General features: G+C 37.7%; 22 protein-coding genes. 6 read left to right on the forward strand and 16 right to left on the reverse strand.

Annotated elements, in window-relative coordinates; translation table 11 throughout:
• Position 1 precedes the first annotated feature (1 nt).
• The 5 genes from KBP46_RS07180 to KBP46_RS07200 are packed head-to-tail and all read right to left on the reverse strand — an operon-like array spanning position 2 to position 5,935.
• Entirely contained in the window at positions 2 to 775 is a 774-nt protein-coding gene (locus tag KBP46_RS07180) for a heme ABC transporter ATP-binding protein (RefSeq protein ID WP_216445008.1), read from the reverse strand.
• The gene (locus tag KBP46_RS07185; RefSeq protein ID WP_216445009.1) at positions 775 to 1,815 is read right to left on the reverse strand and encodes an iron ABC transporter permease; all 1,041 of its coding nucleotides are present in this window, start codon (positions 1,813 to 1,815) and stop codon (positions 775 to 777) included. The genes KBP46_RS07180 and KBP46_RS07185 overlap by 1 nt, the downstream gene beginning before the upstream one ends.
• The gene (locus tag KBP46_RS07190) at positions 1,799 to 2,686 is read right to left on the reverse strand and encodes a hemin ABC transporter substrate-binding protein (RefSeq protein WP_216445462.1); all 888 of its coding nucleotides are present in this window, start codon (positions 2,684 to 2,686) and stop codon (positions 1,799 to 1,801) included. Before KBP46_RS07190 ends, KBP46_RS07185 begins: the two co-directional genes overlap by 17 nt.
• A gap of 11 nt (positions 2,687 to 2,697) precedes the next feature.
• On the reverse strand, positions 2,698 to 3,813 hold the full coding sequence (locus tag KBP46_RS07195) for an HmuY family protein (protein ID WP_253297232.1): 1,116 nt from the start codon (positions 3,811 to 3,813) through the stop codon (positions 2,698 to 2,700).
• Between the two features lie 16 nt (positions 3,814 to 3,829).
• Positions 3,830 to 5,935 (reverse strand): TonB-dependent siderophore receptor, encoded by a 2,106-nt coding sequence (locus tag KBP46_RS07200; protein WP_216445010.1) that lies wholly within the window; start codon positions 5,933 to 5,935, stop codon positions 3,830 to 3,832.
• A 95-nt stretch (positions 5,936 to 6,030) separates the two neighbouring features.
• On the opposite strand from KBP46_RS07200, the gene KBP46_RS07205 reads away from it, so the two are divergent.
• Together KBP46_RS07205 and KBP46_RS07210 are read left to right on the forward strand one after the other, a co-directional pair.
• Complete coding sequence (locus KBP46_RS07205; protein WP_123278024.1) at positions 6,031 to 6,837, forward strand: choice-of-anchor J domain-containing protein; 807 nt, start codon at positions 6,031 to 6,033, stop codon at positions 6,835 to 6,837.
• A gap of 197 nt (positions 6,838 to 7,034) precedes the next feature.
• Positions 7,035 to 8,327, forward strand: coding sequence for a T9SS type A sorting domain-containing protein (locus KBP46_RS07210; protein WP_216445011.1), 1,293 nt, complete (start codon positions 7,035 to 7,037; stop codon positions 8,325 to 8,327).
• Positions 8,328 to 8,499: 172 nt separating this feature from the next.
• Here KBP46_RS07210 and KBP46_RS07215 read toward each other — a convergent pair whose 3' ends face one another.
• The 3 genes from KBP46_RS07215 to KBP46_RS07225 form a co-directional block, all read right to left on the reverse strand.
• On the reverse strand, positions 8,500 to 8,790 hold the full coding sequence (locus tag KBP46_RS07215) for a putative quinol monooxygenase (RefSeq protein WP_047376912.1): 291 nt from the start codon (positions 8,788 to 8,790) through the stop codon (positions 8,500 to 8,502).
• Between the two features lie 88 nt (positions 8,791 to 8,878).
• A complete protein-coding gene (locus tag KBP46_RS07220; protein WP_062670991.1) occupies positions 8,879 to 9,766 on the reverse strand; it encodes a sulfite exporter TauE/SafE family protein in 888 nt (295 codons plus the stop codon).
• A 281-nt stretch (positions 9,767 to 10,047) separates the two neighbouring features.
• Complete coding sequence (locus KBP46_RS07225; protein WP_062670996.1) at positions 10,048 to 10,455, reverse strand: Rrf2 family transcriptional regulator; 408 nt, start codon at positions 10,453 to 10,455, stop codon at positions 10,048 to 10,050.
• Between the two features lie 151 nt (positions 10,456 to 10,606).
• Here KBP46_RS07225 and KBP46_RS07230 point away from each other — a divergent pair, with 151 nt between their 5' ends.
• The 3 genes from KBP46_RS07230 (at position 10,607) to KBP46_RS07240 (ending at position 12,639) form a co-directional block, all read left to right on the forward strand.
• Positions 10,607 to 11,035, forward strand: a complete 429-nt coding sequence (locus KBP46_RS07230) for a DUF4268 domain-containing protein (protein ID WP_062670998.1) — start codon at positions 10,607 to 10,609, stop codon at positions 11,033 to 11,035.
• A gap of 110 nt (positions 11,036 to 11,145) precedes the next feature.
• Entirely contained in the window at positions 11,146 to 11,784 is a 639-nt protein-coding gene (locus KBP46_RS07235; protein ID WP_216445012.1) for a hypothetical protein, read from the forward strand.
• A gap of 36 nt (positions 11,785 to 11,820) precedes the next feature.
• A complete protein-coding gene (locus KBP46_RS07240; protein WP_120230500.1) occupies positions 11,821 to 12,639 on the forward strand; it encodes a DUF2314 domain-containing protein in 819 nt (272 codons plus the stop codon).
• An 85-nt stretch (positions 12,640 to 12,724) separates the two neighbouring features.
• Here KBP46_RS07240 and gldG read toward each other — a convergent pair whose 3' ends face one another.
• The 4 genes from gldG to kbl all read right to left on the reverse strand — a co-directional run bounded on the left by gldG (position 12,725) and on the right by kbl (position 17,108).
• Entirely contained in the window at positions 12,725 to 14,395 is a 1,671-nt protein-coding gene (gene gldG, locus KBP46_RS07245; protein WP_216445013.1) for a gliding motility-associated ABC transporter substrate-binding protein GldG, read from the reverse strand.
• Positions 14,396 to 14,399: 4 nt separating this feature from the next.
• Positions 14,400 to 15,128 carry an ABC transporter permease gene (locus KBP46_RS07250; RefSeq protein WP_062671005.1) on the reverse strand — a complete coding sequence of 243 codons (729 nt, stop codon included), beginning with the start codon at positions 15,126 to 15,128 and terminating at the stop codon, positions 14,400 to 14,402.
• A 59-nt stretch (positions 15,129 to 15,187) separates the two neighbouring features.
• A complete protein-coding gene (locus KBP46_RS07255; protein WP_216445014.1) occupies positions 15,188 to 15,739 on the reverse strand; it encodes a CopD family protein in 552 nt (183 codons plus the stop codon).
• A gap of 172 nt (positions 15,740 to 15,911) precedes the next feature.
• On the reverse strand, positions 15,912 to 17,108 hold the full coding sequence (kbl, locus tag KBP46_RS07260) for a glycine C-acetyltransferase (RefSeq protein WP_062671009.1): 1,197 nt from the start codon (positions 17,106 to 17,108) through the stop codon (positions 15,912 to 15,914).
• 158 nt (positions 17,109 to 17,266) lie between these two features.
• Here kbl and KBP46_RS07265 point away from each other — a divergent pair, with 158 nt between their 5' ends.
• A complete protein-coding gene (locus tag KBP46_RS07265) occupies positions 17,267 to 18,145 on the forward strand; it encodes a cupin-like domain-containing protein (RefSeq protein ID WP_062671011.1) in 879 nt (292 codons plus the stop codon).
• Positions 18,146 to 18,213: 68 nt separating this feature from the next.
• On the opposite strand, the gene KBP46_RS07270 is transcribed toward KBP46_RS07265, so the two are convergent.
• The 4 genes from KBP46_RS07270 to KBP46_RS07285 all read right to left on the reverse strand — a co-directional run bounded on the left by KBP46_RS07270 (position 18,214) and on the right by KBP46_RS07285 (position 25,505).
• Complete coding sequence (locus tag KBP46_RS07270) at positions 18,214 to 20,145, reverse strand: M1 family metallopeptidase (RefSeq protein ID WP_216445015.1); 1,932 nt, start codon at positions 20,143 to 20,145, stop codon at positions 18,214 to 18,216.
• An 83-nt stretch (positions 20,146 to 20,228) separates the two neighbouring features.
• Complete coding sequence (dacB, locus tag KBP46_RS07275) at positions 20,229 to 21,698, reverse strand: D-alanyl-D-alanine carboxypeptidase/D-alanyl-D-alanine-endopeptidase (RefSeq protein WP_216445016.1); 1,470 nt, start codon at positions 21,696 to 21,698, stop codon at positions 20,229 to 20,231.
• A 161-nt stretch (positions 21,699 to 21,859) separates the two neighbouring features.
• A complete protein-coding gene (gene priA, locus KBP46_RS07280; protein WP_216445017.1) occupies positions 21,860 to 24,307 on the reverse strand; it encodes a primosomal protein N' in 2,448 nt (815 codons plus the stop codon).
• A gap of 289 nt (positions 24,308 to 24,596) precedes the next feature.
• Positions 24,597 to 25,505, reverse strand: coding sequence for an AEC family transporter (locus tag KBP46_RS07285; RefSeq protein WP_062671019.1), 909 nt, complete (start codon positions 25,503 to 25,505; stop codon positions 24,597 to 24,599).
• Positions 25,506 to 25,646 lie beyond the last annotated feature (141 nt).

Here is a 25,646-nt window from a genome sequence, read left to right on the forward strand (position 1 = left end):
GTTATCCAAAAATGATCATTGGGTTATTCGTAATAGGGTGTCCGCAGATGGTACAGGGGAAGTTATAGGCATTGCTGATATTTTCTTCAGTAAAAACTTCCTGTGGAGTTCCATAGGCAGAGACTTGTCCTGATTTCATTAATAAAATCTTATCTGCAAACTGTGCAGCAAGGTTCAGATCATGCAAAACAACAATAGCACTGTTGGCTTTTTTGGTGAAATTTTTGATAATTTCCAATGCTTTGTACTGATGTTTTATATCTAAATTATTCAACGGCTCGTCCAGAAAAACCAGTTTATGGGCAATTTCATTTTCAAGCTGTGCCATCACTCTTGACAGATGTACACGCTGCTTTTCTCCTCCCGAAAGGGTATTGTATTCTCTTTCTTTGAGATGAAAAATATCGGTTTCGTACATCATATTGTTCATGGCTTCAAGATCTTCTTTTCCTGGTTGGGCATCAAAATAAGGATATCTTCCCATCATGATCACGTCCTTCACTTCAAGCGGAATATCATTGCTGTTATGCTGCGAGAACTTGGCTTTGTGTTTAGAAAGTTCCCGGATATTCCATTTTCTGATGGGTTTATCTTTAAACAGAACTTTGTTATTTCCGGATTTCACTTCATCTGCCAATACGCTCAGAAGACTTGATTTTCCTGCTCCATTGGGTCCCACAATGGCCAGGAATTCACCATATTCCAGTGAGACATTTACCCCGTCCAGAATTCGGAATTCTTTATGTTGATAATTAATCTGATGTGCCTTGATCATTACAGTGATTTTTTAAATTTAACCAAAATAGCGATAAAAATAGGGCCTCCCATTAAGGCTGTTAAAATCCCTATCGGCAGTTCTGACGGTGCCACAATACTTCTGCTGAAGGTATCTGCCGTTAATAACAAAATGCTTCCGCACATTGCCGATAATGGCAAAATAAAAACATAATTGGATTTGAATAAAAGCCTTAAAATATAAGGTACAATAAGCCCTACAAAACCAATTGTTCCTGAAAATGCCACGCAGGTTCCCACCATTAATGCCACGGTGATGATGATCTGCTTTTTCAGTCTTTCCACATTGATTCCCAGATGCTGTGCATCTTTTTCTCCCAGCATCATTGCATTTAAGGCTTTTCCTTTGGGTAATAAAATGATGTAGGCGATGGTGATCACAATGGCGAGAATGATATTCTTCGTCCATGTTGCTGCGGCCAGGCTTCCCAGGTTCCAGAAAGTAAGATCTCTGAGCTGTTCATCTTTTGAGATATAGATCAAAAATCCGGTTATCGAAAATCCGATAGCTGTAATGGCAACTCCGGTAAGCAGCATCATCACTACATTGGTTTTCCCTCCGCTTGTTGAAATTCTGTAGACCAGCATCATGGATAAAAAAGAACCGATAAAAGCGGCTATTCCTACCAGTGAAAATTGTACAGCTTCAGGAAGATATTCTTTGAAATGTCCTCCTAAAACAATCGCAATGGCTGCCAGCAACGTTGCTCCTGATGTAAGTCCTATTAAATCTCCCGTTGCCAGAGGATTCTTGAAAAGTCCCTGAAGACTCGTTCCTGAAACCGACAACATACTTCCTATTAAAATAGCCATGATAATCCTGGCTGCTCTTACGTCCCAGATCACATATTTATCACTCAGCGATAAACCGGGATCTTCTTTTATCAATTGCCACAGAGCCCTGAACGGAGAGTTTTCTCCGAAATCATAAACTCCTGTATTAAGTGACAGCACTGCTATAATGATAAGCAGTACCGCACTTATAACAAGATAAAAGTATAGTTTACTTTGTGCTTTCAATTAAAAGTTTGTTTAATCCTACTGCTGCTTCTCCTACTCTTGGTCCAAAACCTGATACCAAACCTCCGTCCATTGCAATGATTTTCTTGTTCTTACCTGCATTGGTCTGAGATACTCCCGGCATTTTTAGCGCACCTTCGTTTCCTCCTGCTCCCTGTAAACCGGTTTCAAAGAAGAATAATACATCAGGATTAGCTTTTACAACTGCTTCCGGTGTCAATGGTTTGAAATCTTCAAAATCGGTTACTGCATTTTCTCCCCCTGCAAGGGTGATCAATGAAGCCATTGGGGTATTTTTACCACTTACCATCAACATATTTCCTCGGGCGTAGATGAACAATACTTTTGGTTTTTTAGCGATAGGCTGTACCTGCTTAAGGTCAGCATCAATTTTATCGTTTAGTTTCTGATAATCTGTATTTCCTATAGCTTTTGCTACCTGCTCGATCAGTTTTTTAGTTCCTTCAACCGTATATTCCTGTTTAAAAACTTCGGTTTGAATCCCTGAAGATTTAATTTTCCCCATTAATTCCGGATTGATATCTTTATCAGAAGCCAGAATCAATGTTGGGTTTACAGCCATGATCGGTTCAATTGTCATTGATCTCATGTGTCCTAAATCTTTCGCTGTAGCTTTTAATGAAGCAGGATAGGTGCTGGTAACATCAGTTCCTACGATTTCTTTTTCGTGACCTAAAGCAGCTACGATTTCAGTAATTCCTCCATTTAATGTTACTATTTTATTGTTGGTTTTGGGTGCTTCTGAACTGGCTTCTGTTGTATTTTCTTTTGCTCCTGTCTCTGTTTTTTTGCAAGAATATACTGCTACAAGAACAGAAGCTGCAAGGATGAATTTTTCATGATATACTATTATTTGATTATTTATAAAGGTTCGAATTCAAAATTGGTGTATCCTCTTTCTCCTTTTGTATTTTTCATGGTATTGAATCTCAGCTTGAAATAAAAGCCTTCAGCATCTTTCAATACAAAAAAACGGTCTGCATACACAAAAGGAACAGGATTGGATGCCGTACCGGTAGTGGTTCTCCATTTATCCCCGATAGCCCTCTGGTCATTGAAAACAAATTTTGAAGACTCTACATCTTTTAGTTTAAATGCATTGTAAGCAGCATCAAGATTTCCTGTAACCGTTACCTGGTAAGCACCTACTCCATTCAAAGTATTGGTTGTTACAAAATCTGCATAAAAATAGCTTCCTGCACTGGTTGTAGGTCCCATGAACACTTCATTGGTAAATGTTGTGAATGCCAGATCCCATTTCTTTTTCTTTGGCTGAATCTTTACCGGCGTTCCTGTTTTCAGGTTGAAGAATGAGAAGCTGTATTCTGTATCTTTGGTAATCATATATTCTTTGATGTCTGCTTCTGCTGCGTTCACATAACCATAACGGATTTTGTATCCATTCTGAGCTCTCAGTATCTGAATTTTTTTCCATCCTCTCGGATCACCGGACAATGAAACTGAACCTGCCCCGATATTGGCAGCAGAAGGTATCTCTCTCCCGAGATTGATCAGATACACAGGATTATCCGCATCATTTTCTTTGATGGCATCAATTCCTGAAGTCTGATTCAGGAAGTCACCATTAGGATTGTCAACATATTTCATATTGGCAGCATCAAATGTTCCTACCTGAGCAATATCTTTTAAACTTGAAATATCAGCTTCCTTTACTTTACTGATGTCTGATGCGTTGGGTATTTTGATCACCGTCATGGCAAGAGATCCGTTCATGATCACTCTGTAGGCATCGCCGCTGTAAAAACCAAGATCCCAGTCTGTCCTGCTGTTGACCGCCGGATTGGTGTAGTCACTTAAGTCGATCCAAACCTGATTAGGTTCTGTAGGGCCGCCAATTGGCACACTTACTTCAGATCCCGTCATAGGCGGAACCGGAACCGGATCTTCGTCTGCAGAAAGACAAGACTGTGTGGCTGCCATGATGGAAAGAACAGATACTATTTTTAAATACTTCATAATCGTAACTTATTATTTAAAATTGAAACATTAATCGGGCAAAATAGCTTCTGCCATAATATAAATTAACAAACCCATTGGCAGCTGTATGAGCTGAACCGGCCACTGCCGTAGAGTTTAACCTTGTTACATCAAATATATTTTTCACTCCTGCAGAAATTTCAAAATGCTTATTCCAGAAAGGTTGGCTTACAATAAAATCCATCATATGGAAACTATCTATTTTTCCAAGGCGGAAGTCATTAGCTCCATCGGACACATAAATTCTGTCCGGACCTGTGAATTTGTAATAAAGGGCAAAATTAGTGTCGGTACTTTTCAGTTTGTAAGTTGCTGAAGCGCCTGCCTGTACCAGATACTGAAAGTCTGTTGGGGAAGAAGATTTCAAATCAATCATCGATACTGATGTTCCGTTTACTGATCCTCTTAAAGACAGGGCAAACTGATCTTTTCTGAAATCTACATTAGCAGAGAATAGTAGATTTTTATAGGTATTAAGGTTCATATATTTATAGGTGGAAGGCTCCTTTACCATTACCATTTCAATCCTGTCACGTACATCGAGGTATAATGCGTCTACTCCATAAGCGATCTTCCAGCCATTATCTGCTGAAAAGTTCTGATTCCAGAAAAGTCCTGCAGAGAATCCCTTTTCAGGATTCAAGTCCGGATTTCCCTGTACATCATGGTTAAGATTCACAAAATAGGTGTACAACTCGTCATATTTTGGGAAGCGGTTAGCCGATCCCACCACTGCTCTAAGATTTGAATTCTCAGAGGTTTTATATCTTGCTGATAAAGAGTAGTTGTATTGATTATTAAAGTTTTCGCTAAGAGAAAGTCTTACTCCCGGTCTTAAAGAGAATTTGTCTGACACATTCCATTCTGCAGAAAGGAAATTGGAATAGGTGAAGATCTTTCTTTTTACCGCTTCACCAAAGAAATCTCCGGCAATTAAAGCGGCATAGCCATTGGTATAGTCTAATTCATATCCTAACTGGAAATCAAAAACCTTGCTGTCGAGGAAGTTGCTGAACATTCCTCTGGAGTAGATGACATCGGTCTTATAATAAGATTTTTCTTCCTGACGGCTTTTGATTTGTCTGTTCGGGATATCGTAATTATAGTCGTAGTATTTCCTATCCTGGTTCTGATACGAGAAGTCTCCCATGTATCGGATATGTCCCAGATTAGTCTGAATATTGAACTGGTGAATCCATCGGTCCGTGTTATATCTTCTGTCTCTGCTTTCATACGAAACACCGCCCAAACCATCATTAAGAGGATTTCTGTTGACCTCCGGATTGTAGAAGTTGAATTTTTCATTCAGATAAGACAGTTTGTAAAAGAATGTCGTTTTATTTTTGGTATATCTTAATAAAGCAGACGCATCATACTGATCTTTCGGGTTCCATTCATACCCTCTCTGGTTATCCTGCCCGAAATATTTGTAGCCTTTGCTTTCTCCTTCATATCCCATAAACTGATTATGGTTGAAATTGATACTGGCAAACCATTCATTGCTGATGTTATAATCTACATTAAGGTTCTGAATATGCCTTCCGTTTCCTCTTTTCTTAAGATCATAGTTGTCCCTTACTGTTTCTTCCTGTATCGAACCTCTAACACTGATCTTTTTTGTACTGTTTTTTTTGGTAATAATGTTGATAACCCCGGCAACGGCACCATTTCCATATTCAACCCCCATACTTCCTTTTACAATTTCTATTCTTTCGATATTGCTTAGAGTAATTTTGGTAAGGTCTATATTACTTCCCAGTCCTGTATCCCCTACTACCGGTATATTGTCTATAAGGATTTTCACATAGTCTCCGTTAAGTCCCATGATGTTGGCGGTGGAATTTCCTGAACGCGTATCCGGAGTGATCTGTATATTCAGACTTTGATTCAGAACCTCGGCAACATTCGTTGCTGCCATATTTTTAATCTGTTCTGCATCAATAACATCAACCTTATATATCGATTTGTTAATGGACTGCTGCATGTACTGTCCTGTAATAACAACTTCTTCAATTTTCTTTTGATTAAGAGAATCCTTTTTTTGTGCATTTACCCATAAGGCCACGGATAACGATAGAACGGAAAGCACTTTCTTCTTCATAAGGGTACAAATTTTCAGCAAATATAAAACTTTATTTAGACTCATTAAAAATAATTATATATTTTTGTGGAATAATTCTAAATAAAAATAATCTTATGAAATTACAATTACTTTTAGGAGCTCTGATGTTTACAGCCTTAACGGCGAATGCTCAGGTATCTAACATCAATGAAAATTTCAACAATTTTACCGCTGGGAATACTACTTTCCCTCAGTTTGGATGGTCTGCCATCGTTGCACCGATAACGGGTGAGTTCCCTCCTGTACCTCCAAGAATGATTGTAGCAGGAGATTCCAACAGATTCGTTCAGTCGTACGCAGGAAACAATGCAACAGGTTCTTCTTATCTGATTACGCCGCAGATTGAAACTCCAACAGGAAATAAAACTCTGACTTTTGATACTACCCTGGTATCTCCATCTCCTGGTCCGGGAAGCATTCAGATAGGAGTAGCCTCCAACCCTGCAGACATGTCAACATTCGTTCCTGTAGGAAGCCCTATCAATGTATCGGTTATTGGTACAGTACAGAATATCAGTGTTAATATTCCGGCATCCACAGGCTCATACATTGTATTTAAGTTCACTCCTACTGCTACTCACGTAGCGATTCAGGTAGATAATGTAGTGTATAACACGACTGCTTCTTTAGGCGTATCAGACAACAATAAATCAACAGAAAATTTCAGATTTGCCTTAAATTCTGATCAGTCTGCAATAGAATTCATTGCCAAAAAAGATCCTAAAAACATTCAGATCTATTCTGCAGCAGGACAAAAAGCAGCGGAAGGTAAACTGAACGGACAAAGATTTGATATCAGCACACTTCAGACAGGAGTATATTATATGAATATTGAAACAGCAGAAGGAAAATTCATTCAATCAAAATTCATTAAAAAATAAGGTTCATCAGACTATTATTGGCCTTTATTAAAGCCGGTAGGACTGTTCTTACCGGCTTTTCTATGCTTTGATTTTTATTATTTTCTGGTAGTGATTAAAATAAAAACACGATAAAAATCATGTTTTTATTTAGACTGATTAAAAATAATTATATAATTTTGTGGAATCATTCTAAATAAGGATTTAAAAAATAAATTATGAAAACAAAACTATTATTGGCATCAGTACTGGCACTGTCTGTTCAGCAGACTGTTTTGGCGCAGACTGACGCGTTGGGATATTCACAGGTCAATATGACCATGGGAAGCGGATATCAAAACCGCGTGTTTGTGAACCTTGCAGATGGTAATATGGTTTCTCAGCCAGCCAATACGTGGGATATTGCTTTTTATAGGAACTCAAACTATGCGTTCGGATCAAGAGTCAATGATGCTAAAGATATTGAAGTATTCACTGCATCAACCAACTTAGCAGACTGGGATAACATCAGCATCAGCAATGAAGCTTCATGGGGCGATCCTCTTTATAATCCGGACCAGACCACTGACTGGAGCCAGGGCGCTTTTGAACAGGGACCAGTAACCTCTCCAAACCCCAATATTCCTTCAACCGGCTGGGGCGTTTATAACCCGGTGAACCACCACATTCAGGGGAAAGCAATTTTTGTTTTAAAATATGCTTCAGGAACCTATATCAAGTTTGCCATTGAAGATGCTTTTGCAGGATATACCTTCAGATATTCAAAATGGAACGGGACTTCATGGGGAGCTACAGAAACCAGAACCATCGCCAATGGAACAGATGATTCATATTTCAACTATTTCTCATTTGATACCGGAGAAAAAGTTCCCAATCTTGAGCCTTCCAGAACGGCATGGGATTTCGTATTCACCAAATATTACACGTTCTATATGGGTGTGCAGATGTACCCGCTTTCCGGAGCGATTCAAAGTCCGAACGTAAAAGTGGCAATGGTTCAGCCTGAAACACAGCAAACCGCATCGTATGCAATTCCTGCTAATGCAAGTTTCTCATCTGCTATTACCACAGTAGGACATTCATGGAAGGGGATCGGGACAGTAAAAAATGATGTGGTCTACTACGTCAAAAAAGGAAATGATTACTACAGAATGTACTTCACAACCAATGGTGGTGCCAGTACAGGAAATATGTATTTCAAATACAAAAAGATCACGGAAACGTTAGGGATAACTGAAGTTGGAAAAAAAGCATCATTCGGTATTTATCCTAATCCAGCTACTGCGGATAAAAAAGTAACGGTTCTTTTTGATGTTAAAGAAAAAACAGGCAACAAAGGGAATGTAGAAGTGTATGACCTTACCGGGAAAAAGGTATATTCGGATGAACTTACAAACCAGGCAGGATTCTACAAGCAGGACCTGAACCTTTCTACACTTCCATCAGGAAATTACCTTGTAAAAATTACTTACGGTGGTCATTCGGAGACGAAAAAGCTTATCGTGAAATAAACTTTCTATTTTAATACTTTCTATTTTTTCTAATAAAAAGGCGGTTTCAGATTGTTGAAACCGCCTTTTATTTTTTCTTCATTAAAGAACTTAAAAATATATAAAACAAATAGTTATATAAGATTCTTCTTTAAATCATTAAATTTTTAAATCTTTAAACCCTTCAATACCATCAATATATTTTAAATCCTTTATAAACTTCTGCAGAACTTTCCATAATTTTGGAAGCATCCTTACGGAAATCCAAAAGGTGATCCTGACCGTTATGCCTGTTATGATGTTCTACACTTTCCCAAAGCTCGATCAGGAAGAAAGTTCCTTTATTATCTTTATCTTCAATAAGATCGTACTGCAGACAGCCTTCTTCTTTTCTTGTTTCTTTCACAAGGTTCTGAAACAGCTCTACAGCGTCCATCAGATAATTTTCATTAAACTTAAAAAGTGCAATGATATGTAAATTCATGTTCTAATATTTAGTGATGTAAAAGTAAAATATTTTCAAAACCAAATATCTTTTTAGCCCTTTTATTTTTCCACACCAAGTGTAATTTTTAATTAAAAACTGATTTATAAATAGTTATAGAACTCATCACAATCACCAGAGTTCCGATAATCACAAACATTTTCTTCACAGGAAGCCTGGCAGTAAGCATTGCTGAAAAAGGAGCGGTCACAATTCCTCCGATCAAAAGCCCGAGAATGATATTCCAGTGCTGGATTCCCAGGGTAAAGAAAAAGGTAACGGCAGCCGTGATGGTAAGAATAAATTTGGCCACTGTAGAGCTTCCTACGGCAAATCTTGGGGTGAAAGCATTTTTAATCAATGTTCCGGTTACCAAAGGTCCCCAGCCTCCTCCTGCAAAGGAATCTATAAAGCCTCCGATCACACCCAGCCTTGTCAGATTGGTTTTTCTTTTCAGGGCTTTGCTTTGTTTTTCTTTAAATGCATTTGATAGAATCTGGAATCCGAGGTATAAAGTGTAAAAAGCAATGAGTGTTTTCGTGATCTTCGCATAATACTCTCCCAGATAAGTAAGACATACTGCACCAATAACAGCACCAATAACAGCCGGAATGGCGAGCTTTTTCACCAGACTTTTGCTTACATTTTTCAATTTAATGTGGCTGAGACTTCCTGCGGCGGTGGTAAAACTTTCCGCAGAATGAATACTCGCACTTACAATATGCGGTGGAATATTAAGCAGCATAAGGGTTGTAGTACAAATAACACCATATCCCATTCCCATGGAACCTGCAACAATTTCAGCAAAAACGCCTACCAGAAGCATCCAGTAAAAAATATAATTATCTTTTGCCAGAATGGTCTGCAGTTCTTCCAGATATCCGAGTTCGTACATGGAAAAAACAGCAATGGATATAATAGCAGCCGTCACCAAAAGGACATTCAACCTTACCTGAATTTTTCTTGAAATCACCATATTACAAGTGTTTTAATCCATACTCCTTCAGCATCGGGGCGTCATTGACAACTGAGGCATTTAAAGTTGAAATGTTCTCTGTAGTTCTGTGCGAGGAAATATTTCCGGATATAATACATGCAGCCACGGAATGCACTGCGGTAATAGAGGGCGTAAGCTTTTGTAATTCGGTTACCTCTTCTTTTGAAATCATAGTTTATTCATTTGAAGTAGTGCAAATATCTGATAAAATATTTATCCTACAAAACAAGTAGACTATCAATTCAAAAAAAAGGATCAGGTTAATCTACCAGATCCATTAAAGTTTTACTTTCCAGAATATTCAGAGAGGCATCGCGAACTTCTATCAGGACATCATGAAGCCCGCAGTGATCTTCATTGCAGTCATCACATTTTTCATAAAAATTGAGACTTACACAGGGAAGCATTGCAATAGGGCCGTTTACAAGACGGATGATCTTTGCCAGTTTCACATTTTCCGGACTTTCTTTGAAAAAGTATCCTCCACCCTTTCCTTTTTTACTGTCGAGAATTTCCGCTTTTTTCAGTTCAAGAAGGATGTTTTCCAAAAACTTTAAAGGAATCTTTTTATGTTCCGCAATTTCAGAAATAAGAATCGGGCCTTCATTTCTTTTTTCTACAAGATATGAAAGCGCCTTAAACGCATATTGAGATTTTTTTGAAAGCATTAGAGCAAAAATACGAAAATTGTTTAATATTTGAAAAAACCTGAAAACAGGAATAATAAACGAATAAAAAGGTAAGTTTGTCTATCCGTAATTTTACGGTTTTAGGTACCACACTTTTGCCTTTCTCCTATTAAATCATTATGTTTGCGCTATGTTCAGTAAACAAGAGGCACAGCAATTAAAAAAGGAATTTTGGACAGCTTTTGGAAGATCATTTCCCAGAAAATGGATTCTTTATGATACCAAAATCAAGGACATGGCATTTAAATTTTCTGCCGACAACAAAAAAGCAGAAGTTTCTCTGGATATCGAAATGAAAGATGAAATCTTCCGAAACGCTTATTACGAGAAGATCTGGTCTTTAGAAGATATTTTAAAAGATTTTATTGGAGATTTTCAGAAAGAAGAATATTTCACCCTTGAAAACGGTAAGGTCATCAGCAGGATATGGGTTGAAAAACATAATGTTTCTATTTTTAACAAAAACACCTGGCAAGAAATTTTTGAATTCTTTGTGGACAAAATGGACGGTTTTGAAAGGTTTTACTACGAATATGAGGATTTTATAAAGGATATATAGAATACTTACGAAATAAATACTACTTTACACTTCAGGTTAAGATAAAAAAGAAAACTTATCTTTGCCCTACCACTTAAACTAATAGATGAAACAAACTAACATGATTAAAAATGAGAAAAGTGTACAAAAACATTTTTGGAGAGATCATCTCCAAAAGTAATGCTGTGAAGCTGAGCGAATATCATCTGTATTATTATGAGGAAGGTTCCGATTTCCTGAAAGAAATTGAATTTATTAACGAAGACAGTGTTTATAACATCAATTATTTTTTAAGTGACGAAGAAGACGAAACTCAGGTAGTCAATTATCTTAAAGAAAAGTCTGACTTTTTTGATATTGAAAAAAAAGAAACCACCGAGGGCTTTATTATTTCTACCAATAAATTGTATTCCTTATCCGTAGATGAACTGCCTTTAATTTCTAAAACTGTTTTTAAAACAGAAGATCCTGAAAATTTTATCTGTTCACAGGTTATCGATAACGAAACCCATCAACCACAGCTTGAAAGAACCATAAAATGCTGGTATACCAACGACGAAAGCGGTGAAAAATATGCTGCCATAGAATGCAGCTATCAGGAAGACGGAAAACTGGAACTGGCTGTAGATAAAACACCCGACCCGGACAATGAAGAAAACTGGATTCATTATGATTATGACACTTTCCACAACCTTCAGGCACAGATCCCTAGCGACATCAGCTATTACAAAACAGCTGCCTTACTCCCAAAAGAAGCCTATCAGCAGTAATCTATATTCTTTAACACACCACAACCCGATTATTAAATGGAAGAGAACCCAATTTTTTTTGCAGACGGAAATGATCCGGAAATGATTAAAGCTTACAGAAAAGCTCAGGAAACCTTTAAGTATTTCTGGCGCGAACAGTCCTGGGAATACAGAAGAATCATTCCCGGACTTAATGTATCGTGCGTTAAAACGGCTTTTGAAGAACAGGATGAAGAAACCGGAGAAAGCCTGGTAGAACATATGTGGATTAATGAAATATTCTTTGACGGAGATCACGTGAGAGGATATTTGATTAATGAACCTAACAGCCTTAAGAACATCCAGGTGGGTGATTATGTGGAAATCCCTTTAAGCAATATCAGCGACTGGCTTTTTGCCATCACTCCGAGTGTACAAAAACCCAAGGGACTTTCCAAGCTATTTTCATCATCATCTTCTCCACTTCCGAAAGCTTACGGAGGGTTTACCATCCAGAAAATGCGTGCTGACATGTCTGATGCAGAAAGAAAAGAACACGATAATGCCTGGCAGCTGGATTTCGGAGACTTTAATGATATCCTCGTTGTGAATAACCAGAAAGAAAATCCGGAAAATCTTATTGAACATCCGATGAGTAAAAATATGAAGGAAGAATTTGCAAAGTTTTTACAACAATATCCGGATGAACTTACCCAAACCGATGAAGACGGACTGACGCTTCTTCACAAAGAAACCATTGCCGGGAATCTAACCACTGTAAAAGTTGCTTTAGAAGCCGGAGCGGATAAAAATATCCAGTCTAAAAAAGGAAAAACAGCTTTGGATTATGCAAAACAGCTGAACTGGGAACACCTTATTCCTGTATTGGAAGGGTAAATTATTAATTAAGATGGTTACAACTCAATAATAAAGTTGTCAAAATAAAAATTCCGGAAGAAAATCTTCCGGAATTTTTTATGTTTTATCCAAATTTCTTTTTCCTTAGCCAGAAGAACAGTCCTCCGATAAGACCGATAATAGCCAGTGGAAGCAGTAAATTGATCCACTGCCAGGTCGATTTCTCTTCAGTGATTCTTTGCCTGTCGAGAAGTCTTTCTTCAATGTTTCTGTTTCTCAGTTCCATCAGATTGCTGTCATCAAGAAGATAATCTAAAGCATTTCTCAGAAACTGTTCGTTTCCAAACTGTTCGTTCGTTAACAGATCTACCCCTAATGGAAGTGGTTTTCCTTTGATTACTTTGTTCCTTCCTACATCTCCGTCTGCAATCACGATCATTTTGTTTTCCGGGCTGGAGGTTTTGAATCCAGGGTACGATTTTCTTTCAATTCTCGATGCATAGGCAGAATTGAATTTTCCTTCCAATGCAACAGCGAAGATCTTCGGTGTACTTGGTTTCTCCATTTGTCCAAGACTGTCTACGCTTGCAATTTCCTTCAGATCAACATAATTAGGAACCTGTTTCAATAAAGTTCTTTCACTCGATTCGAAAAGGACTTTTGTTTTGATATTCTTTCTTCCTCCTAAAGTATCAATAGAAGTCGGGAATTCAAATTTTACAGGGTTGATATTCTTTGTAACCGGATTATTATTTTCGGCAATTCCAAGCGGATAATAAGGCCAAGGTAAGCTTGTGTACTGAGGATTTCCACTCACTTCTCCTGTAACCAGTCTTAACAGGGCAAACTTTTTCACGTCTTTTACCAACGCTGGATTGATTCTCAGTCCGTAATTAAAAAAGAAGTCTGTCATATTGATATCGACAGGGAAAGGCATTACTTTTTTGGATCTTGTTAACGTATCCATTTCGGCATTCACAGCATCAATCATCCAAAGGGTTTTCCCTCCGTTCATGATGTACTGGTCCAGAATTACTTTTTCATTATCTGTAAAAGCTTTTCTTGGTTTTGCAATCACCAAAGCACTCATCTGCTTTAACAGCGGAACATCTTCCAGTGAAAGTTCAGTCTGATTTTTAGGAATTATAGGTCCTGCATCATAGTTTTCCATTGCCAATTGTACAAATCCCTGGAATTCATCCGGATTCAATTCATCGTGGTTGACAAGAATCCCGATTTTCTTTCTCTTGGCAGCTGCAATATTTTTAATATTGGAAACAAGATTGTACTCCAGTCCTTCAATCGATCTTGTCAGCTGCTGATCGGCATCAATTCCGGCCTGCTGAACCACTAAAGGAATAGAAACCCCGTCATTTCCATATTTAATCACAGCGTAAGGGAAAAGCGTGATCTGTGAGATTTTCCCGTCTTTTACATCCGGAAGAATAGATGGCTGCATTCCCATGGCCATCAAAGTGTCCTGAGACATTTTTGTTTTAATCGGATCGATGAATTTAAAATCAATCTTCGGATTAATTTTTCTGAATTCTTCCAGCATGAATTTCGTTTCGCTTTGCAGCTGTTTGAAACTTGCCGGAAAGTCACCTTCCAGATACACTTCTACCGTCAGAGGCTTTTTAACAGACTCCAGTACTTTGATGGTGTTATCAGAAAGGGTATATCTTTTTTCTTTTGTTAAGTCTAATCTGATTCCCGAATAGGTCAGGATAATAACCAAAGGAACAATTGCAATTAAGAAAATTCCCAGTGGAGATTTAGCATTGAACTTCTTCATGATTCTACTTCTTTTTGTTAATAAAATGATTAGCCAATACTAATGAAGCGCCGATGACAAGTACAAAATATGCCACATCTTTAGCATCAATAAGTCCTCTTGTGAAGCCTAAGAAATGCTGATAGAAGCCAATATTCTGCAGGATAAAATCTGCACCTCCCAATAGTTTATAGCTCGCCAGCTGCTCGATACCAAAATACATAATGAAACACATAAAAACACCCAGCAGATAAGCCATAATCTGATTCTGAGAGAGAGAGGAAGCAAGAATTCCCACTGCTGAAAATGCTGCAATTAAGATAATCAGTCCGATATAGCTTCCGAAAGTCATTCCCAGATCAATATTTCCTGCAGGAACTCCCAAAACATATACCGTATAAAGATAAATTAATGATGGAATAAGACATAAAATTCCTACAATCCATACGGAAAGGAATTTACCTGTTACCAGTTCTGAAACTTTTAACGGTTGTGAGAAAAGCCAGTTTAATGTTCCGGTTTGCTGTTCTTCCGCAAAAGTTTTCATGGAAAGGGCGGGGATGATAAACATTAACAGCCATGGAACCAATACGAAATAGCTCTGCAATGAGGCCATTCCAATCTCAAAAATATTAGAATCGTTGTCGAAAAAGAACAGAAAAAGAGTCGCTATCAAACTGAAAGCGGCAATGATCACCCATGCACTCCAGTTTCCAAAGTAACTCCAAAGTTCTTTCTTTAAAATTGCAATCATAGTTTTTTTGTAAGATGTAAAAAGGATGCATGTTTCAAGACATACGCCCTACTGTACAATTATTTGTTTTTTTTATTTTTATTAACCAGTTTCACTGTCATCATAATCAGAAATACAAGAACGAAAAATCCTGCAATTAATTGCCACCAGTATTCGATCACCATTGATTTTAATATAACGGTAAATACCACCAGAAACAGAATGAACGTTGCAATTTCATTCGCCTGTCTCAGTTTGATATTGGCAATCGGCAGTGTATCTCCATGTAATTCTTTTAAATGAAGGACTTTTTTCCAGCACCAGTAATGGTAGATGGCAAGCCCGATCAGGAAGGTCAGTTTCAAATGAAACCACGACATTTTCATCAGCCCGATATTTAAAAAGATCATGACCAATCCGCAAACTGCCATGATTATCCCCGCAGGAACGGTGATAATATTCCACAGCCTTCTGGCCATAAAAGTGTACTGCTCTCTCAGAATTTTCTTTTTTTCTTCCGGAAATTCATCGGTATCTTTATAATATACGAAAATCCTCACGAGATAAAAAATTCCCGCAAAGTAGCTTACCATAAAAATAATGTGCAGCGCTTTGATTATTGTGTAAAGCATTCAGAAAAAATTAACAGCAAAGATAAGCTTATTATATAATTGTTAAAAATAAATTTCTTTTGATCAGGAAAAGATAAGTAAAAACAGTTTTATATAAAAAATAGTTCGGCTCGGGGCAGCAAAGCTGCCCGAGCCGAACATTATATTTTTATTGTGGTAGCCACTTCAATAATTAAGAGATCACTCCTAATTCTTTTCCAACCTTTTCAAAAGCAGCAATCGCTTTATCCAAATGTTCTCTGGTGTGAGCCGCTGATAACTGTACTCTGATTCTTGCTTTTCCTTTCGGTACCACAGGATAGAAGAATCCGATAACGTAGATGCCTTCATCCATAAGCTTTTCAGCCATTTTCTGAGAAAGTGGTGCATCGTAAAGCATTACCGGAACAATGGCAGCATCTCCATCAGGAATATCAAAACCTTTTGCTTTCATTTCCGTTCTGAAATATTCTGCATTTTCCATTACTTTATCACGGAGAGAAGTATCATCAGAAATCATATCCAATACTTTCAAAGCAGCTCCTACGATACCCGGTGCCAGAGAGTTGGAGAATAAATAAGGCCTTGAACGCTGTCTCAGCATATCAATGATCTCTTTTTTACCGGAAGTAAATCCTCCTAAAGCTCCTCCTAAAGCTTTTCCTAAAGTAGAAGTAATGATGTCTACTCTACCCATTACTTCATTAGCTTCGTGAGTTCCACGACCTGTTTTTCCGATGAAACCTGTTGCGTGAGAATCATCTACCATTACCAAGGCATCATATTTATCGGCAAGGTCACAAACTCCTTTTAAGTCTGCTACGATACCGTCCATTGAAAATACTCCGTCCGTAACGATGATTTTAAAACGGTGATTTTTTTCAGAAGCTGCAATCAACTGAGCTTCCAGATCAGCCATATTATTGTTTTTATATCTGTATCTCGCTGCTTTACACAAACGAACACCATCAATGATTGATGCGTGATTCAGCTCATCTGAAATAATAGCATCTTCTTCTGTAAACAATGGCTCAAAAACACCTCCGTTGGCATCAAATGCTGCTGCGTAAAGAATAGTATCCTCAAGACCTAAGAAATCAGCAATTTTTTTCTCCAAATCCTTGTGAATATCCTGTGTTCCGCAGATAAAACGTACAGAAGACATTCCGTATCCGTGAGATTGGATCATTTCCTGAGAAGCTTTCATCACTTCCGGATGGTTGGATAATCCCAGATAATTGTTCGCACAGAAGTTCAAAAGCTTTTTTCCGTTTGCTTCTATTTCTGCGCTCTGCTGAGAAGTGATAATTCTTTCTCTTTTGTAAAGTCCGTCATTCTCAATATTCTGAAGTTCGTTCTGTAAATGTTGAAGGTATTTTTCAGAGATCATTTTTAGTAATTTTTTAGATATGCTAATTTACTAAAAAGGCAGTAAAATAAAACCTTTTATATGCTTAATTCTAAAAAATGAATATAGATTTCAGTTTTAACATTATTAGTCTATAAATTTAGTAGGATAATATTTATATTTGTTTAAAATTTTAATGCATGAGATTAAAGCCGGTACAAAAAATAAAGATGATCAGTTCAGAAACCTTTATTAAAAACTATATGAAGCCAGGAGTTCCGGTTATTATTGAAGACTTTGTTCATCCGGAAAGTCCAGCTTTCAAAAAGTGGAATTATGAGTATTTCAAAGAAGTTGCAGGAGATCATATGGTGAATATCTACGGCAGTGAGCTTGATTCCCTGGACAGAGTGGCCAGTGATCCTATTGCACAGACTACATTTTCAGAATATCTGGATCTCATCCAATCTGCTCCCACTGAACACAGGCTTTTCTTATTTAATTTATTAAAAATAAAACCTGAATTGAAGAATGATCTCATCTACAATGATGTAACGAATGGTAAAATACTGAAATGGCTGCCCTTTATGTTTTTTGGAGGAGAAGGTTCTGTAACCAGAAATCATATTGATATTGACATGTCCCATGTTTTTATCACACAATTTCAGGGAATCAAAAGAATCTGGCTCTTCCCGTGGGAACAGTCTGACTTCATGTATAAACTCCCCTACAACTTCCACAGTCTGGCTCAAATTAAAAATCCAGATTACAGAAAATATCCGGCGCTACTTTATTTAAATGGTTATGAAGCTGTCATTCATCCCGGAGAAACCCTTTATATTCCTTCCGGCTGGTGGCATTATATTCAATATGACACGGAAGGTTATTCGATATCAGTAAGAGCGCTGCCGTCAAGTGCCCTTGAAAAATGGCGTGGATTTAAAAATCTGGTCATTACCAGACATTTTGATAATCTCATGAGAAAAGTGTTCAAAGAAAAATGGTTTGAGTATAAAGTGAAAACAGCCAGAAAAAGGGGAGCCAGAGCAGCAAGAAAACAAAGAAGCTTTCAAATCTGAAAGCTTCTTTTGTGATATTTTGATTGATTTTGGTAAAAGTAATCATTCATACTTTACCGTTTTTCATTTTAATGTTTGATAAATTTAATATTCTTTTCATCAATCGTAATGAAATAAGCTCCCGGAACTAATTCTGCTATTCCAATCGCTTTACCTGGATGATATGTTCCTTTTCCTACCAGTTTTCCGTCTATGGCATGAATCGTAAAGTCCATAGCCTTATTAATTCCTTTCAGATTAATTTCATTTTTTGCAGGGTTCGGATACAAACCAAATTCTTCTTTCTCAACAGAAGAAACACTTAATGTATTATCCTGAACAACAGTAGAGTTCTTCTCAAGAATCTGGTATTCATAATTAAACTGAACACTTGCGATCGGGAATGTTACCGATTGTAAAAAGCTTTGGTTATTGGATGTATTATTAAGAACAAAATAAGCAGTCTGACCTGCAGTTCCGGTTACTTTAATAGGTAAAGGCATTTCAAAAAAGCTAACGTTAGCACTGCTTTGCGTCTGAGAAACTTTAAATAAAGCCTGATTTCCGCCCTGCATCCACTTGATGGTGTAAGTAGGATATCCTTCGCCATAAACCCAGTCATTGAAAAATTCTGTAAAGTCTTTTCCGGTAGACTGAAGCAAAGAAGCATTAAAATCAGCTGTACGCACATAGTTGTATGCCAGGTTCGGCCTCGCATGATAATCTTTAAGTGCCTGATAAAATGCAGCATCACCTAAAATCCACTTCAGCATTCTCAAAACATATCCTCCTTTAGCATAAGACAATCTGCTGTCAAATATCCTGTTGATGCTGGAAAGTCCGGAATCCGGGACATATACAGTTCCTGTTGTACTTGCAGTAATGTAGTTAGATTGACCTTGCAAGTAATTCAAAAATTCTGTATTGGTCATCAATAGTTTTTCATTGGCAAGGTGTTCTCCAAAAGTTGCAAAACCTTCATTCAGCCAGATATCATTCCATGCACCACAGGTTACTTTATCTCCAAACCACTGGTGAGTAAGCTCATGGGCAATCAGCTGCTTGCTCCATCCACCCATGGAAGACATGGTCTGATGCTCCATTCCTCCACCATACATAAATTCCATGTGTCCGTATTTTTCATTACGGAAAGGATAAGTCCCAAAATAGGTTTCAAAAGTATCCATTACCTGCTTTGTCCAGTTGATATTCGCAATGCTCGTTGCATTTGAATTTGTGGACGGATAGATATAGTTGACAAAAGGAAACGGAGGGTTTCCAATGGTATCAGTAAGTTTAACAAAATTGGTAATCGACAGTGCTATCAGATAAGCCGGCGTAGGATACATTGTTCTCCAGAACGTCAGTTTAGTGCCACCGGTAGGAAAAGTCTCAGACATCAGTTTTCCATTGGCTGCCACGCTGTAGTTTGAGGGAGTTGTAATTTTAAAATCAAATCTTTCAATTTTATCATTTAAACTCTGCTTTGTCGGAAACCAGTCCTGGGCGCCATAAGGTTCATTCAAAGTAGAAAGTACCGGAGTTCCGCTCTGAAGAGCAGTTTTGAATGCATCATTACTTGTGGACGGTGCTCCAGCATAATAAATGGTAAGAGAGTCCAGTGTATTGGCAGGAATGGAAGCCGGAAAATCAATCTTCAGTTCTTTTGAAGGAAGCTGCTGAAAGCTTGTAATGTTAGTTCCGTGGTATTTCACCTGAGAAACCGTTAACGAATTGGAAAGATCAAAATAAATGCTTCCCATATTTTGATTAGGTTTAAAATGTGAAGTTACCGAACCGGAAATATTATACACCGCAGGATCCAGGCTCACATCCATTCTCTGATACTGCAAGTCATAATTCAGCGTATTGGGATTGGTATTCCCGATATTCATTTTTTGAGTGAAGGATTTTTTCTCTTTTTCAATGAGTCCCTTCATATCAATGTTTTGTTCTTGCTTCTGGCTATAGAACTGTTGGGAAAATAGAAATCCCAACACCAAAAGGTACAATTTTGTCATGTTTAGAAAAATTTAATCAAATATAAAAAAAACCTTTTAATCAATGATTAAAAGGCTGTTATAATATATAAAATAAAAAATTTTTAAAGATCTAATGCGGGTTCAAGAATTTTTTCCATTCTTTTCTTCACCATATCTACTGATCCGGAATAGTTATTCACCATTAAAGAAAAAACCAACGTTTTTCCTGAATTGGTTTTCAGATAACCGGCTAATGTTTTTACTTTGTTCAAAGTTCCTGTTTTCGCAAAAACCTGTCCGTTACCTCCTGCATTGAACATTCTTTTCAATGTTCCGGATTGTCCTCCGATAGGCAAAGAAGTCAGATAAGATCTGTAGTATTTCTGATCCATCAGAGAAGTAAGAAATTTCACCTGGGAAATCGGGGTTACATTATTACTTCTTGACAATCCGCTTCCATCGATGTAATTAAGTCCAACCATATCAAAACCTGCCTCTTTCAGGTGATTAGTCACCACTATTCTTCCGGATTCTGAAGTCTGGTCACCCATTTTCTGATATCCTACCGTTCTCAGCAAAGCTTCTGCCAATGAATTGTCACTGTGCTGGTTGGTATAATAAATAATATCATTTAAAGTAGGTGATTTATACGCTGAAAGCATTTTTCTGTTTTCCGGCGCAGCATCTGTCATTTTCGGAGTTACTTTTCCGGTAACAGGAATTCCGCTTTTCACCAGTGTTGTTCTGAAAGAGTTGGCAAGATAAGCCGGTGCATCAGGAAGTTTGGTTGTTAAAACTCCGTTTCCTTCGTATTTGTCAGCATACACCATCTGATGATTGTAAGGAGAAACGTAGAAGAATTTTTTTTCTGTAGAGAAACCTCCTTTTTTAACGATCAGTTTTTCGTTAGCCGGGTTGATATCGCGGGTACTTCCTGCAGGCAGATAATAATTATTGTTTTCCAACCATACAACATTTTCCGGAAGCACTGAAATATTGCCTTTGAAAAGCGCTGTCTGAATGATAATATCACCATTTACCTTTTTGATTCCCTCTCTTGAAACACCGCCTACGAAATCTGAAATAATATCTCTATAAGATGCTGCACCAGCTTTGTTGGTTCCCAAAGAAGGGTCTCCGCTTCCTATTACATAAAGATTTCCATTCAACACTCCATTTTCATCTATTGTTCCTGAGTACTCCAGCTGAGTCATCCAACGGTAGTTTTCACCCAGCATATTTAATGCCGTTTCCGTTGTAAGCAGTTTGGTAGTAGAAGCAGGTACTAAAGGAGTATTTTCGTTGTACGAAGAGATTACCTTCTTCGTTTTAGGATCATACACTACGAATCCCCAGGTTGCATTTTTCAGCACAGGATCCGCCATCATTGTGTTTACATTAATGTCTACCAGTTCTTTTGCTGACAAAACAGTTTTCTCCACCATCGTGGTAACGGGTGAAGGCAGGTTTAAACTGCTTTTCTGATTGTCATAATTCTGGGAATAAAGAACGGTAGATACGGTAGATTGAGCCAGGAAAAGACCAGAAGCCAACACCGCCGCACTTGAAATATATTTTCTGAAATTTACCATCTATCTTCTTTTTGTTCTGTAGTTTTGACTCTATAAAAAATGAAAGGTTAAATCATTCAGTAAAAGAGCCAAACACTTAATCAACGTCCAAAAGTAGAAATTATTGTTATATAACGGACCACCGCCCCGTTATAAAAGAGTGTAAAGTTTGTTAAAAATTGTTAAAAATCAACAAAAACATCTTTTTTAATGCTTTGATACGCAGTGATTTCATCAAATTCTTTCAAACTTATCAAAACCATGTTTTTGAATTTCTCATAGTTTTTCCCACGGGGAAGCTTCAGCATAATCTGGAACTGATAGAAGTTATTCAGTTTTGCAATCGGTGCTCTTTCCGGACCTAAAACACATTCTTCAGGAAGATATTTTCTGAGAATAGAGCCCAGAAACTGTGATGCCCGATCGGCTTTATCCTCTCTTCTGTGTTTCAACTCAATCATAATGAGCTTGGTGAAAGGCGGATAATGAAATTTCTGACGTTCTGTAAGGATATATTTATAGATCTTGGCAGGATTATTCATCTTGATCAGCTGAAATACGGAATGATCAGGATTAAAGGTCTGAATAAGGATTCTCCCTTTTCCGGAAACTCTTCCAGCCCTTCCCGAAACCTGTGTGATCAGTTGATACGCTCTTTCTTCCGCTCTGAAATCCTGTACATATAATAAGGAATCCGCTTTAGGAATTGTCACCAGTTCAATATGATCAAAATCCAGTCCCTTGGAAATCATTTGGGTTCCTACAATAATATCTGTTTCTCCGTCTTCAATCTTCTCGTACAATTTTTCGTAGGCGAATTTTTTGCGCATGGAGTCTACATCCATCCTGTCTACTTCATTTTCCGGAAACAATTTGGTAACCTCTTCATGAATCTGTTCTACACCTACTCCTCTTTCGTTCAGCTTTTCAGAATTACATTTCGGGCAGGTTTTCGGTTTTGAAGCTCTTTGCCCGCAATAGTGGCATTTCATTTCATTTGCCGCTTTGTGATACGTCATGACCACATCACAATTAGAGCAGTAGTTCACATAGCCACAGCTTTCACATTCTATGACATTGGAATAGCCACGACGATTGTGTAAAACGATTGCCTGATTCTTTTCATCCACCGTTTTCTTAATCTCTTCGATAAGCTTCAGAGAAAAATTCCCTGAAACCTTTTTAGATTCCTGAGCTTCCTTGAAATTGATCAGTTCATATTCCGGCAGATTGACATTCCCGAATCTTTCATTCAGAAAAACGTATTTCATTTTATCTTTCCTGGCACTGTAGTAGCTTTCAACAGAAGGGGTAGCTGATCCCAAAATCACTCCTGCGTTATACAGCCTACCTAAAACCAGAGAAGCGTCTTTAGCATTAAAATAAGGGGAAACTTCCCTTGGTCTGTACGCAGAATCATGTTCTTCATCAACCACAATAAGCCCAAGATTCCGGTAAGGTAAAAACAAAGCATTACGGGTTCCGATCAGAATACGGATGTCGTTCTGCTTAATTCTTCTCCAGACTTCTACCCTTTCAAAATCGGTCAGTTTTTGATGATAAAAACCGAGCTGTCTTCCATACTTCTTTTCTAATCTCTGGGTGATCTGTTTGGTAAGCGAAATTTCCGGAAGCAAAAACAAAACATTCTTTCCATCACGGACGCACTCATCAATTTTCTCTAAATAGATATGGGTTTTCCCTGATGAAGTAACGCCATGAAGCAGAACATTCTTCCCTTCTTCAAAAGCTTCATCAATTTCAGCTTTTGCTATTTTCTGCTGTTCGGAAAGCTCTTCAAGTTCCTCAATTTCTCCTTCATAGCTTTCAATCCTGTCTTTCTGCATAAAGTATTCCTCCACAAGACCTTTGTCTGCCAAAGGTTTGAAGTGGGAACTTCCGAAATAACCGTCTTCAAACAGTTCAGATTTTTTGAGGGGAACATCAGGATGTTCCGTCTGTTTTTCCAATATAAGAAGGAAAAGATCTTTCTGTTTTTGAGCTCTGTTCAGTTTTAAAAGAATATCCGTAAGATTTTGATTGGCCAGAACCTCATCATTAATTCTTACGTAAGCCACTTCTTTGGCCTTATACTTTTCAGCAATTTTCTCATCAATTTCAATATACTGAAGATCAATAAGAGAATTGATGGTTTTGATGATATCTTTTTTAGGAATAAAAGCTTCAATATCCGTCAGATTGATTAGCTGTCGTACTTCCAATGCCTGAACCAGATACATTTCGTTAACATCCAGATTTTCAAAATCTATAATGGCTCCTGGTTTTAGTTTTAAATAGGTTTCACTTTCCAGTTTTAAAGAAGAAGGAAACGAAAACCTGTAAATTTCTCCGAGGCTGCACAAATAATACTCCGAAAGCCAGTTCCAGAAATCAATCTGTTCCTGAGGAAGAATCGGTTGATCATCCAGCATGCTGATGACTTCCTTGGCTACAAAGTTTTCCGGTGCATTATCATGAAGCTCAAACACGATTCCCGTATAGATCTTCTTCCCGCCAAACGGTACCAGAACACGCATTCCAGGCTGGATTTCAGACATCATTTCCTGAGGAACTTTATAAGTGAAAGATCCTTTCAGGTTGAGGGGTAAAACAATTTGAGCGTATTGCAAGGGAAATATTTAAAGTGTAAAATTAGAATTTTCCTGAGAGAACTGCAACTTTGTGGAGATTCTTTAGTAATCTTTAACCAAGAACCTGAAACTGCATTCTATTCTTTACTTTCTCCTTATTTTTGTCTATTCCGTAGTAATGTAACCCATTCAGATATTTTTTAATGTCTAGAATTACATTGATCAAAAATAATGATATGACAGGCTGGATTTCTGCGGAATGACAAAGTGTGTAGATAAAAGAACAACCACAAATTCAGAAAGGATCGAAGAAAGGATTCATGAATGACTAAAAAAGAAGTTCTGTAATCTGATACCAGAATGCAGACGTAATAAATCCTACAATGATACTGACTCCAATGATCAGGTTGGTCAGTTTTGAGTTCAGCCTGAACTGTTCTGCAATAATACTTGAAGTAACCAAGGTTGGCATCGCTGCTTCAAATACTGTAATTTTAGCCACATCTCCTTTTATTCCGAATAACAGAGCCATTCCCAGAACAATTGCGGGTGCCAGAATCAATTTATAAAGCATGGACATCGACATTTGAGGAATCAGTTTTTTCCATCCGTTGAATTTCAGCTGTAACCCGACTGAAAACAGAGCTAACGGACTTACCGTTGCTGCCAGCTTATCAAAAAATGGTTCCGCAACAGTAAAGTCAATAAACTGAGACAATACCAAAGCAGAAATACAGCCAATTAATGGTGGAAATGTTATTAATCTCTTTAAAATAAATGCTGCACTCACCTTTCCTGACTTACTTCCCCCTTTTACTGCAGCAATAATTCCCAGGGTTGAAAGGGCAAAAAACATGGTCTGGTCACAGATAATGGCAATACTCAAAAGTCCTTCGCCATAAAAAGCACTGATCAATGGAAATCCGATGAAAGAGGTATTACTATATCCGCTTGCCAGTTCTAAAGTACTCCTGGACCGCCTTGAATATCCTCTGCTCTTACTGTAAAACATCATAAAAAAGAAACAGAACACAGAAATTAAAAATGTGGCTGCAATCGGGAACAGCATTTCTGTTGTCCATTTTACTTTGGGCAGATATTTAAACGAAACTGCCGGAAGAGCAAGATAAAGAATCCAGGTATTGATGCCTTTGTGAGCATCGGGGTGGATAGATTTTGTTGCTTTGAATATCATTCCTGCAATGATACACACTGCAATCAGAACAAAATTTACCATAACTGTAATAAAATATGAGGCAAATTTACGGCTGATTTTTGAGTTGGAAGGGTAAAATTTATATTTTTTTCGGTAGAATTTCTAATGAAACTTTCCAGTATAATACCTTACAGGTTTTCAAAACCTGTAAGGTTGGGAGAT

This window comes from Chryseobacterium sp. PCH239, assembly GCF_018924625.1.
In the GTDB taxonomy this organism is placed as follows: Bacteria; Bacteroidota; Bacteroidia; order Flavobacteriales; family Weeksellaceae; genus Chryseobacterium; species Chryseobacterium cucumeris.